The 12,896-nt window shown below is 43.0% G+C and carries 12 protein-coding genes; 6 read left to right on the forward strand and 6 right to left on the reverse strand.

Going from position 1 to position 12,896, the window contains the following annotated elements; all coding sequences use genetic code 11:
- Positions 1-13 precede the first annotated feature (13 nt).
- The 4 genes from ACKWCA_RS15480 to glgB form a co-directional block, all read right to left on the reverse strand.
- Positions 14-1,357 (reverse strand): MFS transporter, encoded by a 1,344-nt coding sequence (locus tag ACKWCA_RS15480; RefSeq protein ID WP_413979110.1) that lies wholly within the window; start codon positions 1,355-1,357, stop codon positions 14-16.
- A 61-nt stretch (positions 1,358-1,418) separates the two neighbouring features.
- On the reverse strand, positions 1,419-2,228 hold the full coding sequence (locus tag ACKWCA_RS15485; protein WP_413979111.1) for a M48 family metallopeptidase: 810 nt from the start codon (positions 2,226-2,228) through the stop codon (positions 1,419-1,421).
- A gap of 40 nt (positions 2,229-2,268) precedes the next feature.
- On the reverse strand, positions 2,269-4,668 hold the full coding sequence (locus ACKWCA_RS15490; RefSeq protein ID WP_413979112.1) for a glycoside hydrolase family 31 protein: 2,400 nt from the start codon (positions 4,666-4,668) through the stop codon (positions 2,269-2,271).
- 99 nt (positions 4,669-4,767) lie between these two features.
- Positions 4,768-6,666 (reverse strand): 1,4-alpha-glucan branching protein GlgB, encoded by a 1,899-nt coding sequence (glgB, locus tag ACKWCA_RS15495; protein WP_413979113.1) that lies wholly within the window; start codon positions 6,664-6,666, stop codon positions 4,768-4,770.
- A 169-nt stretch (positions 6,667-6,835) separates the two neighbouring features.
- Between glgB and ACKWCA_RS15500 the strand changes: the two genes are divergently transcribed.
- The 6 genes from ACKWCA_RS15500 (at position 6,836) to ACKWCA_RS15525 (ending at position 11,195) form a co-directional block, all read left to right on the forward strand.
- Complete coding sequence (locus ACKWCA_RS15500; RefSeq protein ID WP_413979114.1) at positions 6,836-7,399, forward strand: collagen-like triple helix repeat-containing protein; 564 nt, start codon at positions 6,836-6,838, stop codon at positions 7,397-7,399.
- A 202-nt stretch (positions 7,400-7,601) separates the two neighbouring features.
- On the forward strand, positions 7,602-8,099 hold the full coding sequence (gene msrB / locus ACKWCA_RS15505; protein WP_413979115.1) for a peptide-methionine (R)-S-oxide reductase MsrB: 498 nt from the start codon (positions 7,602-7,604) through the stop codon (positions 8,097-8,099).
- A 137-nt stretch (positions 8,100-8,236) separates the two neighbouring features.
- Positions 8,237-8,764 carry a DUF1572 family protein gene (locus ACKWCA_RS15510; RefSeq protein ID WP_413979116.1) on the forward strand — a complete coding sequence of 176 codons (528 nt, stop codon included), beginning with the start codon at positions 8,237-8,239 and terminating at the stop codon, positions 8,762-8,764.
- A gap of 102 nt (positions 8,765-8,866) precedes the next feature.
- Complete coding sequence (gene lpdA / locus ACKWCA_RS15515; protein ID WP_413979117.1) at positions 8,867-10,258, forward strand: dihydrolipoyl dehydrogenase; 1,392 nt, start codon at positions 8,867-8,869, stop codon at positions 10,256-10,258.
- 87 nt (positions 10,259-10,345) lie between these two features.
- A complete protein-coding gene (locus ACKWCA_RS15520) occupies positions 10,346-10,900 on the forward strand; it encodes a PepSY-associated TM helix domain-containing protein (RefSeq protein ID WP_413979118.1) in 555 nt (184 codons plus the stop codon).
- Positions 10,901-10,904: 4 nt separating this feature from the next.
- Positions 10,905-11,195 (forward strand): DUF3817 domain-containing protein, encoded by a 291-nt coding sequence (locus tag ACKWCA_RS15525; protein WP_413979119.1) that lies wholly within the window; start codon positions 10,905-10,907, stop codon positions 11,193-11,195.
- A gap of 37 nt (positions 11,196-11,232) precedes the next feature.
- On the opposite strand, the gene ACKWCA_RS15530 is transcribed toward ACKWCA_RS15525, so the two are convergent.
- Both ACKWCA_RS15530 and aroQ read right to left on the reverse strand, forming a co-directional pair.
- Positions 11,233-12,423, reverse strand: coding sequence for a PQQ-dependent sugar dehydrogenase (locus ACKWCA_RS15530; protein ID WP_413979120.1), 1,191 nt, complete (start codon positions 12,421-12,423; stop codon positions 11,233-11,235).
- Positions 12,424-12,472: 49 nt separating this feature from the next.
- The gene (gene aroQ, locus ACKWCA_RS15535; protein WP_413979121.1) at positions 12,473-12,895 is read right to left on the reverse strand and encodes a type II 3-dehydroquinate dehydratase; all 423 of its coding nucleotides are present in this window, start codon (positions 12,893-12,895) and stop codon (positions 12,473-12,475) included.
- Between the last annotated feature and the right edge of the window lies 1 nt (position 12,896).

The raw sequence follows: 12,896 nt of genomic DNA on the forward strand, positions 1-12,896 counted from the left end.
CTAGAGCCCCTGTTCATACAGGGGTTTTTTCATTTCTAGGCACTCGAAAAAGCAATATAATACCAATCAAAAAGAATAAGAACAAGAAAAGTATGGCATATCGCATATTGAATTTTTCATCCACTATCGCAAAAATGACCATTCCGATAACAATACCTATTTTTTCGGCCACATCATAAAAACTGAAATAGCTTGCCGTATCCTCAGTCTCTGGTAAAAATTTGGAATAGGTAGATCTGGCCAACGCCTGTACCCCGCCCATCACCAAACCTACAAAACCAGCGGCTATATAGAATTGCGTCGGCGTCACCATAAAATAGGCATAGAAACAAAGACACATCCATATGGCATTGACGACGATAAGCGTTTTGATATTACCGAATCTATCCGAAGCCCTAGAAGTGAGCACCGCCCCGACAATAGCTACTAATTGAATGACCAAAATACTGATAATCAATCCGGTGGTTTTTTGATCATCATCGGCCCACGCGATTTCCTTTTCGCCAAAATACACTGCGATCAGCATAATGGTCTGTACGGCCATGCTAAATACAAAAAAGGCTTCCAAATAGCGCTTTAACCTTAGGTCTTGCTTCAATTGTTGCCAAACGGACTGTAATTCCTTAAATCCGTTCAGCAAGACATCTTTGGTGACTTTATGGCCATTGGATACACCTTTGGGCAAAATCGCAAAGGTATATTGACTGAAAAGGGCCCACCAAAGTCCAACCGTAATAAAGGAAATCTTCATAGCCTCGAACTTCGCCATATTGAGTTCCTTTTCGGTGGTTCCGATATCAAACCCGAACCATTCCGGCTTCATGACCATGGCCAAATTGAGCACCAGCAGCAGCACACTACCGATATAGCCCATAGAAAAGCCTTTGGCACTAATACGGTCTTGCTGCTCTTCAAAAGCGATATCCGGCAAGTAAGAATTGTAAAAGACCAAGCTACCCCAATACCCTAACAACCCCATAAAATAGAACAGAAGACTGGTATGAATATAGTCTAGATCAAACCAATACAACCCGATGCATCCAAGACTGCCCAGATAGCAAAAGAACTTCATGAAATTCTTCTTGTTGCCCACATAATCGGCAATTCCCGACAAAATGGGAGAAGACACGGCCACGACCAAAAAAGTAAATGCAGTAATGATTTCAATGAGTACCGTCGGCTTCATCTCAAAACCGAAAGCGGTGACCAATTCGTCTTTGGAAGAGAACAGGGCAGAATAAAATATAGGAAAGATCGATGAAGCAATGGTCAGGGTGTAAACGGAATTCGCCCAATCATAGAATGCCCAAGCATTCAATAATTTCTTGCTTCCTTTAATCGGTGCGGTCTTTGCCATGAAACTATAAAAAAACCGTTCCAGTGTGGAACGGTTTTAAATATACGATTATTACCCTTATTTATTGAAAAGTTGTAACCCCGAATTTTTGAGCCTCTTGCTTGGCCAATGGAGCCCAAGCAGTAAGGTTTTGAATTCGTGTGTCATTCGATGGGTGGGTACTCATGAATTCCGGTGGGGCCTGTCCCCCACTTTTGGTCTTCATGCGTTTCCATAGTTCAGCTGCTTCCGTAGGATCATATCCGGCAATTGCCATAATCTGAAGCCCGATGCGATCCGCCTCTGTTTCATGACCTCGACTGAAGGGCAGCATAATCCCTAAAGTCGAACCTAGACCATATGCCTGATTGAACATATTTCGCTTTCGCTCATCTTGAATAGCGACATTACCGGCCACTGCTCCTATCTGTTGTAGTGTTCCAGCGCTCATACGCTGCGCCCCGTGATCTGCCAAAGCATGTGCCACCTCATGGCCCATAACTACCGCTACCCCCCTCTCGGTTTGGGTAATCGGCAAAATGCCGGTATAAAAAACGATTTTACCGCCAGGCATACACCACGCATTCACCGTCTCATCCTTTACCAAATTGTATTCCCATTTATAATCATTGAGATACCCTTGAAACCCATTGGCGTTCAACCATCTCTCGGCAGCAGAAGCTATGCGTTGGCCAACTTTTGTAATCATGCGTGATTCCGCCGTATTCTCGACTACGGCATTTTCAGTCAAGAATTGATCATATTGGGCAAAAGCCATTGGGAAAATCTGTTTATTCCCATAAAAATTCAACATTTTTTTGCCTGTAAAAGGGTTGACCTTACAAGCCGTCACGCCCAAAAAAAGGGCCATGATCAGAATTACTTTTTTCATTGTATGATAGTGTTTAGTTTGACGTAAAATACAAAAAAAATTATTTTCCCGTGATGTGCAAGGTCGTAAAGTCCTTATCCACCTCGATCGAATCATTTCCGTTGCGCTTGACGTCTTTTAAATCTACCTTTTCATTATCAATCTCTATGCCATCTATCTGAAAAGGCAACCCGTGCAATTTGATTTCCATAGTGCCATAGGGCGTGATGAACGTACCATCTTTATACTGCTGAATACTTAATTGTTTCTCCTTTCCGACCAACTTGAAATTTCTTAAGCTATATCTTCCTTTGGTATAGTCATAGCCGTCTGCACCATCTTCATATACCGTTGAATTCTCGACGCCGTCCTTAAAATACACCTCAAGGATCAACTTGTCGATTTCTTTTTCACCTATGTATTGTTGCACAGGGTATTTCGGTATAATCGCTCCTGCTTTTACAAATAATGGAATACTATCGATATCGGCGGCTACCCACTTCTCTTTGCCGCCTTCAAATAGCTCATCGTTCCAATAGTTATACCATTTCCCTCGAGGGATGTACATTCTTCTTCCCTGAGCATTCGGTTCCTGAACCGGACAGACCAAGATTTGGTCTCCAAAAATAAACTCATCAGTTCTGTAATGGGTCTGTGGATCTTCTTGATCGAACATCACAAGTGATTTCAACATCGCGATACCTCCTTTTGAGTATTCGTAGAACATCGTATATAAATAAGGCAACAATTGATAACGCAACTCGATAAACCTTCTGACAATATCGGTCACATCAGTATCAAAAGACCATGGTTCTTGATCACCATGATCTCCACTGGAATGCACTCGACAGAAGGGATGGAAAATACCAAGTTGAATCCATCTGGCAAAAAGCTCTCCGTTAGGTTGTTCGGCAAATCCACCGATATCGGAACCTACAAAAGAATAGCCACTCATACACATGCGTTGCATTTGCACATTGGCCAACCACAAATGTTCCCATGTGGCAACATTATCGCCCGTCCAGGTACATGCGTAGCGCTGCGTTCCTGCATAGGCGGCACGGGTGATGACAAATGGTCTTTTCGGGTAGGTATGCTTTTTTACCCCTGCATAGGTGGCTCTCACCATTTGCATACCATATACATTGTGTGCTTTCCGATGTGTACAGGAATTACCCTCATAGTCATGACGGGTATCAAGCGGTGCGGTCTTTGAAGGAACCTCCATAACGGCAGGTTCGTTCATGTCGTTCCAGACGGCATGGACCCCCATTTCGGCCATAAACTCCTTATATAGTTCTGCCCACCAAGCCCTGACCTCAGGATTCGTGAAATCAGGAAAGTGGCATTGGCCCGGCCATACCTTTCCACTCATATACGGACCATCACCTCGTTTGCAGAAATAGTCGTTCTCCATGGCTTCTTGATAGACCCAATAGTCGCGATCTACCTTAATACCAGGATCGATCATAACAACGGTCTTAAACCCATCTTCCTCCAATTCACCGATCATTCTTTTCGGATCAGGAAATCGTTCTTTATCCCAAGTAAAGCAGCGGAAACCATCCATATAATCGATATCCAGATAAATGGCGTCACAGGGTATTTTTAAGTCTCTGAACTTCTTGGCAATCTCTTTGACATTACTCTCGGGAAAATAACTCCATTTTGATTGCTGATATCCCAAAGCCCAAAGCGGGGGCAATTCCGGTTTCCCTGTCAAATCCGTATAGAGGCGTACCACTTTCTTCATATCAGGGCCATAGATGAAATAGTAATTCATCTCTCCTCCATCAGCCCAAAAACTCGTCGCATTTCTTCGTTCATGGGCAAAATCGAAATGGGTCTTGAAGGTATTATCGAAAAATATGCCATAGGCCTTACCATTTGTCAAACCCACATAAAACGGTATTGCCTTGTACAACGGATCCTGATCTTTACCATAGGCATATTGATCGGTCACCCAGTTAGAAATGCGCTTGCCTTTCAAATTGGAGTGTGTCGCTTTATCACCCATTCCGTAAAAGCTTTCGCCGGATTGGGTAATCTTGCTCATTTTCACCGTATTACCGCCATACTGGTAGTTTTCTTCCCAATGAAACCCTATCTCATCTTCATTAATAATCTGTCCGTCAGGGTCGGAAATCTGAACACGCATGGTCTTTTTATCGACCAAAACCTTCATCCGTATGGTTTCGACAAGATACTCCGTATCGGTTTCCGAAACATCAAGCTTGTCATACCCTCGAAGACCAACCTCACTGATCGCATAGGAGAAATCGGGTTGAAAAGTATAATTGGTGGCATACCGAAAACGAAGGGCACTATTTCGAAGTACCGTAATTTGCAATACCACTCCATTTTCAGAAGTAAAATAAAGCTTGTCGACGTCCTGTAAAAAATCGACTATTTGATTGGGGTATAAATCACCCTTATACTCTAATTCCGTGTTTGTAATCATAGTAGGTTTTTAATAAGCTAACAAAAAAAACACTTTAACTTCTAATTAGAAAATGAAAGGATACCGATTCGGCAGAAATTGCATTTTCTTCGTTAAAGGTTATTGAAAAATCACAATACTTAAAGGGGGAATGGTTATTTCGATTGATTTTTCATGACCATGCCAGGGTTTCTTGGCCAATTTTGAAATATTGGAAGACATACCGGAGCCGCCATATTTCTTTTCGTCACTGTTAAAGAGCTCTTTCATCGTACCGGATTTTTTAGGAAGCCCTATTCTATAATTCTCCCGAGGTACCGGTGTTAAATTCAAGACAACATAAATATCGTTCTTGGTATCATGTCCTTTTCTAATATAGGTCAATACGGAATTCTCATGATCTCCGTAATCGATCCATTGAAAACCTTCGGGACTGAATTGCTTCTCATACAAAGCCGGATGTGTCTTGTAAAATGCGTTCAGGTCCTTTACCATTTGTTGCGTACCCGAATGCACTTCATACTGCAATAAGTGCCAATCAAGACTTTGTTGGAAATTCCATTCGGAAGTTTGACCGAACTCCCCACCCATAAAAATCAAATTCGCACCAGGATGTGTAAACATATAGCCATACAGTAGTCTCAGGTTCGCAAATCGCTGCCACTCGTCACCGGGCATTCTGTACAATAACGATTGTTTGCCATACACCACTTCATCATGCGAAAAAGGAAGCATAAAGTTTTCGGTGAATGCGTAGGTCATGCTAAAGGTAAGGTCGTTCTGGTGATGTTTTCTGTAGACAGGCTCTTTTTTGAAATATTCAAGGGTATCGTGCATCCAGCCCATCATCCACTTCATTCCGAAACCGAGCCCCCCTAGATTAACGGGTTTCGAGACACCTGTAAAAGCTGTTGATTCCTCCGCAATCGTCTGTACACCTGAAAAGTTAGAATAGACCGCCTCGTTCATTTCACGAATAAACGACATGGCTTCAAGATTTTCGTTATTGCCATAGATATTGGGCTCCCATTCGCCCTCTTCCCTTGAGTAATCCAAATAAAGCATTGAAGCCACTGCATCGACCCGAAGTCCGTCTACATGAAATTGATCGAGCCAGAAAAGGGCATTACTGATCAAGAAAGCACGTACTTCATTTCTACCATAGTTGAAAATCAAACTCTTCCAATCGGGGTGGTATCCTTTTCTGCGATCGGGATGTTCATAGAGGTGTGATCCGTCAAAAAAACCGAGGCCATGGGCATCTTCCGGAAAATGTGACGGCACCCAATCAAGAATGACCCCAATATCGTTCTGATGAAGGGTATCGACCAAAAGCTTAAAGCCTTCCGGCTCACCAAAACGAGATGTAGGTGCAAAATACCCTGTCAATTGATAGCCCCAAGAGGGGTCATAGGGGTATTCCATGATGGGCATAAACTCCACGTGGGTAAAACCCATATCCTTTACATATTCCGTTAATTCCTTAGCCAAATCGGCATAGGACAGGAATTCATTGCCATTTTTCTTTTTCCAAGATCCCAAATGTACCTCATAAACCGAATATGGGCGATTGAGCCCGTTCTTTTCGGCCCGGTAACCCATCCATTTCTTATCTTTCCACTTATAATCCGCTTCCCAAATGATGGAAGCAGTGTTGGGCGGGTGCTCGCAGTATCTTGCGAAAGGATCGGCCTTTTCCGTTACGGCACCATGATTGTTCGAGTATATTTTATACTTATAAATTTCACCGTGTCCTACATCGGGGATAAAACCCTCCCATATACCACTAGAGTCCCATCGTACATTTAAAAGATGGGCACTATCGTTCCAATCATTGAAATTACCAACTACGGATACACTTCGTGCCGTTGGGGCCCAAACCGCGAAATAAGTACCCTTAACTCCTGCTACTTCCAAAGGATGTGAACCCAACTTATCGTACAATCGAAAATGCTTTCCGGCTTTAAACAAATCAATATCGAAATCGGTAAAAAGACTATGTACTATTACTTTGGCCATATCGTTGATAATTAGGATGCAAAACTAACTAACTTGTGCGAAATATAAGGAAAAAGCGTTGCTTACTTTGGCATTCGGTCTTTTTACTTTTGCGCAAACCAAAAAAATGGAACGCTTTTTGAAACGATAGAAAAAATAGAAATCGAACAAAACGTATTAAATATTCATTATGAGAAAAATCAGTGTAGTATTCGGAGTATTTTTAGCCTTATTTTTAACTTCATGCGAAGGCCCTATCGGACCTCCTGGTTTTGACGGAGCACAAGGTCCTCAGGGACCAGCCGGTGAGGACGGATCGGCCTTCGAGGCAGCGGCTTTTGAGTTTGAAATAGATTTCTTGCTGAATACCGATGCCAACATCTATGAATTTGGCCCAGAGCTCTACCCGTCGGACATCACCCTAATACAAGATGATGTCATACTAATGTATCGACTGGAGGAGGTAAACGACGGACTTGATGTTTGGCGACAGTTACCACAACCGTTTTTCTCCGAACAAGGATTATTATACTATAATTTCGATTTTACGCAAGCTGATTTCGGAATATTCGTCGAACCCGAGTTCGATGCAACCCTAATACCGGCGGATCTTGTGGAGGCACAAGTATTCAGGGTCGTAGTCATTCCTGCCAATCTGGGCACGTCCTCTAAAATGGATAAATCAAATCTATCAACCGTACTTCAGGCCTTAAATATCGAAGAAGGTGATATCCAAAAAATCAAATTGCCCTAAGAGCGGTAAAACCCTTAAAACAGCCCCCTTTTTCTAATTACTAAGGGGGCTTTTTCTTTATCAGTACCTATAGGAATAATTCTTAATTTTGAAAGTATTCCAAGTGCGCTACGTCTAAAAACGAAAGTTCATTTCAATTAGAATTTCCAAAAACAATTCCTGATAAAAGAGGAATGAGAAAAAGAAAAAACAAAATTTAGCTATGTTACGAAATATTACCATCGCCCTTTGCTTCTTAGTACTCGCCTGCAAGGGCAACTCGCAAGAAAATGAATCGGCAAAAGTCATTCAAAAAAAGTCCGAAAAGGAATTTCCAATTACCAAGACCGAGGCAGAATGGAAAAATCAACTGACCGACATGCAGTTCTATGTCCTTCGAAAGGAAGCTACCGAAAACCCATTCACGAGCGAACTTTTAGACAATAAAGAGGAAGGTATATATGTCTGTGCCGCCTGCGACACGGAACTATTTAGAAGCGAGACCAAATTCGACTCCGGTACGGGATGGCCCAGTTTTTATAAGGAAATAGAAGGAAATGTTGGCTATGACGTCGATTATAAAATAGGATACAAACGCACCGAAGAGCATTGCGCTACCTGTGGTGGGCATTTAGGACATGTTTTTGAAGACGGCCCTGCCCCAACGGGCGAACGGCACTGTATCAATGGCGCTGCCTTGAAATTCATCCCCTCAAAATAGAGGTTGTGATCCCTTAGTGTTTGATTTCTTTGAAAAGAAAGACAAACTTCAAATTCCGGGGCCGATAGGTTCCGGTTTTTTTGTTCTTGAACTGGTACAAAATACAAGTAAGCCTATTATTTTTTATCTTGAAGTACATGAGCTACGAGAAAAATTTTATAGATAGTGCCCTATTCGAATTTAAACGCTACAAAACACTAGGTGACCGAACCTTTGCCCAGCTTGATAATCAGGACATCCATTGGACCTATAGCGATACCGATAACAGCATTGCGATTATCGTAAAGCATTTAGTGGGAAATATGCGTAGCAGATGGACTAATTTTTTGGAGGAAGATGGCGAGAAGATCTGGCGCAATCGGGAAGATGAATTCGAAAACGGCTACGGGTCAAAAAAAGAAATGCTCGAAGCGTGGGCCAAGGGCTGGAACTGCCTATTCGATGCTTTAGCGACCCTTAACGGTACCAATTTTAATACACCCATACGCATTCGGAATGAGCAACATACGGTCATAGAAGCCGTGCATCGCCAACTCGCCCACTATTCAAATCATGTGGGACAAATCGTTTTTATCGGAAAAATGATAAAAGGGGCCGGATGGAATTCCCTCTCCATCCCCAAGGGGGGCTCTGCAACCTTTAACAAAGAAAAATTCGGTTTGTAAATCAATTTCGGATTATCGCTCTTTTGCGATTCGGCACTTGCTTTTTGGAGTTTGAATTCCGTACTTTTGCACTTCGTAAAATGAACTTCAAAAACTAAGGATATGAGCAATTTCGATGTTATTGTTTTGGGTAGTGGTCCAGGCGGCTACGTAACCGCTATCAGGGCGTCACAATTGGGTTTGAAAACAGCCATTGTAGAAAAGGAAAGCCTTGGCGGTGTTTGCCTGAACTGGGGTTGTATACCGACCAAAGCACTATTGAAATCAGCACAGGTATTCGAATACCTTCAACATGCAGGTGACTACGGCCTAAAGGCCGAAGGAGTGGATAAGGATTTCGATGCCGTGGTGAAACGTAGTAGAGGTGTCGCAGATGGCATGAGTAAGGGCGTTCAATTCTTGATGAAAAAAAATAAAATCGAAGTGATCAAGGGTTTCGGAACTTTAAAACCGGGCAAGAAAATCTCCGTGAAAAGTGAAGATGGCAGCGAAACCGAACATAGTGCCTCGCACATTGTCATTGCTACAGGTGCTCGTAGCCGTGAGCTTCCAAGTCTACCTCAAGATGGGAAAAAAATCATTGGATATCGCGAAGCGATGACCTTGGAAAAACAGCCAAAAAAGCTTGTTGTAGTGGGTAGTGGGGCAATAGGTATCGAGTTCGCCTATTTCTACAATGCCATGGGAACGGAGGTTACCGTTGTTGAATATTTGGACCGTATCGTTCCCGTAGAAGACGAGGATGTGTCGAAACAGTTGGAACGAAGTTTCAAGAAAACCGGAATCAAGATAATGACATCAGCCGAGGTCACTGGAGTAGATACCTCAGGTGAAGGAGTAAAAGCTACGGTAAAAACCTCAAAAGGAGAGGAAATCTTAGAAGCTGATGTGGTGCTCTCCGCCGTTGGCATCAAAACCAATATTGAGCATATCGGTCTTGAAGATGTAGGTATAGCTACGGACAGGGACAAAATATTGGTCAACGATTTCTATCAGACGAATATCCCTGGATACTACGCAATAGGAGACGTGACACCCGGACAGGCCTTGGCCCATGTTGCTTCCGCAGAAGGAATTCTTTGTGTCGAAAAAATCGCGGGAATGCATGTGGAAGCGTTGGATTACGGTAATATACCTGGTTGTACGTACTGTTCTCCTGAAGTGGCTTCCGTGGGGCTAACCGAGAAACAGGCCAAAGAAAAAGGATTGGACATTAAAGTGGGGAAATTTCCTTTTTCGGCAAGTGGTAAAGCAAAAGCATCTGGAGCCTCAGACGGTTTTGTGAAAGTAATATTCGACGCGAAATATGGCGAATGGTTAGGCTGTCACATGATCGGAGCTGGTGTGACCGATATGATCGCCGAGGCGGTGGTCGCGCGTAAACTAGAGACTACTGGTCACGAAGTTTTGAAAGCTGTTCACCCTCACCCGACCATGAGCGAAGCAGTTATGGAAGCAGTAGCGGACGCTTATGACGAGGTTATCCATTTATAATACAGCGAACTCGAAATCATAGTCGGTATATCCTTTGGGATTGCTCCAAGGTTGAGGTATCGATAAAACTAGAAAAATATAGTCGAAATGAAATGGGAAAATAGAACTGTTCATAGAGATGTCGCCTATTTTTATATCGGTTTGATTATCGCATTCTCTTTTTCAGGAATCATATTGAACCATCGGCAAGATTGGTACCCAATGGATTACACCTATGAGACCAAAGAAGTGCAATTGGAGCTTCCGTCGGATAAAAACGCCATTGATTCGGAGAAGTTCATCAAAGAAATTTCGTCATCTTGGAATCTGGATGTCGAATATGATAGTCACCGAATTCGAGATAACGAACTCCGCGTCTATTATGATGATAATATTGTGCTTGATGCTGACCTGACTACCGGCAAAGGCATTGTAGAGTACAAGCGTAAAACTCCTATTTTGGGGCAAACGATGTTCTTGCATAAAACGACCAATAAGTTCTGGATCTGGTATTCAGATGTTTTCGGTATCGGTATGCTTGTCATCGCCTTTACCGGAATGTTCATTATCACCAAGGGAAAGAACACCTTTAAAAGAAGGGGGTGGAAATTGGCACTTATAGGGTTGATTTTCCCCGTTATTATCTTAATTCTCTTTAGTTAAAGCTATGCTCAACCTGTTCCGCATTACCTCCATTTTAGAAGGCATATCCTATCTCTCCTTGTTTGCGGTGACCATGCCTCTGAAGTACATGGCCGGCTTACCCATGCCCAATAAATATGTTGGTTATGCGCATGGCGTTCTTTTTATTGCATACATCCTACTCGCTTTGCTTTTTTGTTTCCAAAAAAAATGGCCGTTCAAACGAGTGGTCATTTTATTGACCGCATCCCTTCTCCCCTTTGCTACCTTCTATGTGGACTCAAAGTATTTGAAACCCTTGAAAGCATCGGAGTGAGTTCTAGAGTTGAAGGGTAATCGCTTACTTAAAGAACCTATTGGGCGTTTTCTACAAACTTATAAATCGAACCATCAAAAGCGCATACGTATAATTCGTGGTTTGCATCCGTGCCGAAAGAGGCGACGGCAAGGCCTGATTCAACAAGCAAGGTATTTGCACTTCCGTCTTCTTCCAAGGCCCATATTCTGCCACTGACGAAATCACCGTAGATATATTTTCCCTGTAGGGTGGGAAGTGCCGCCCCTCGATATACATATCCACCGGTAATCGAACGGTCTCCATTTGTATGATCGTACTCAAAAATCGGAGGAATCAATCCTGTAGCATCACAATCCCCTGAAAAACACTCGGTGCCTTCAAAAAATTTCCAACCATAATTTCCACCATTCGTAATAATATCGATCTCCTCTATAGCACCTTGACCCACATCACCCGTCCATAATTTATCGGTCTGGCTATCAAAACTCATCCGCCACGGATTTCGAAGACCGTAAGCATAAATCTCATTTCGTGAGCCTTGGTCATCCACAAAGGGATTATCTTGCGGAATTGCATAATTGGCTTCACCTTCCCGGTTATCAACATCAATGCGAAGTATACTACCCAAAAGTGACCTTGTTGTTTGACCATGATTCAGTGGGTCGCCCCCACTTCCCCCGTCGCCAAGAGCAATATAGAGAAAGCCATCCGGTCCAAAAGCGATTTGTCCTCCATTGTGATTTGTAAAAGGTTGTGGTATCTCTAACAAAACCAGTTCGCTATCGCGCTCGGCAGTACTACCATTGGATGCTGAAACCGAGAAGCGAGATACAACCGACTGCCCCGTGTTGGGCGTATAATACACATAAAAGAAGCCATTTGAGCTGTAATCAGGATGAAACGCCAAGCCTAAAAGCCCTTGCTCACTGGTTGTAGAAATGTCATTTCCCAAGTCTAGAAAAAGTGTAGCTTCGCTAGTATCCGTAGCATTGGAAAAGACCTGGATTCTTCCTGGCTTCTCGACTACGAAAATACGGTCCGTACCATCATTTGGCGATTGTAGGTCAAGTGGCTGTTCGAAAGAGAGCTCTGGGAAGGCCGTTGACAAGGAAATCTCGACCTTGGCTATGACGGGTTCTTCCGTTTCCTCCTCTTCGACACCATCCACAGCAACCTGTGCATCTTCAGTATTACAAGAAAAGAATGGGAAAAAAACAAGCAGCAGCAGCCCTATAATCGGTTTCATAGCAGGGGGTTTTTATGAATATATACGCACCGTAAACCAGATTCGGACTTTACTTCGAATCGATAAAAGCTTGTATGGCCAGGTCATAGCTTTGTAAACCGAAACCAAGTATGACACCTTTGGCCCCAGAGGATATATAGGAAACATGCCTGAACTCTTCCCTTTTATGGGTATTGGAGATATGCACTTCGACTACAGGTGTCTCAACGGCCTTTACCGCATCACCTATACCGACAGAAGTATGGGTATAACTAGCGGCGTTAAGCACAATACCATCATATGAAAAACCAACTTCCTGAATTCGACTGATAAGCTCTCCCTCGATATTGGATTGAAAATACTCCAGTTGAACATTCTTGAACTTGATTTGAAGTTCGGCAAAATAATCCTCAAAAGTCTTGTTGCCGTAGACTTCAGGTTCCCGTTTTCCAAGAAGATTGAGATTCGGGCCGTTTATGATAATTAACTTCATA

This window comes from Maribacter corallii, assembly GCF_047345415.1.
In the GTDB taxonomy this organism is placed as follows: domain Bacteria; phylum Bacteroidota; class Bacteroidia; order Flavobacteriales; family Flavobacteriaceae; genus Maribacter_C.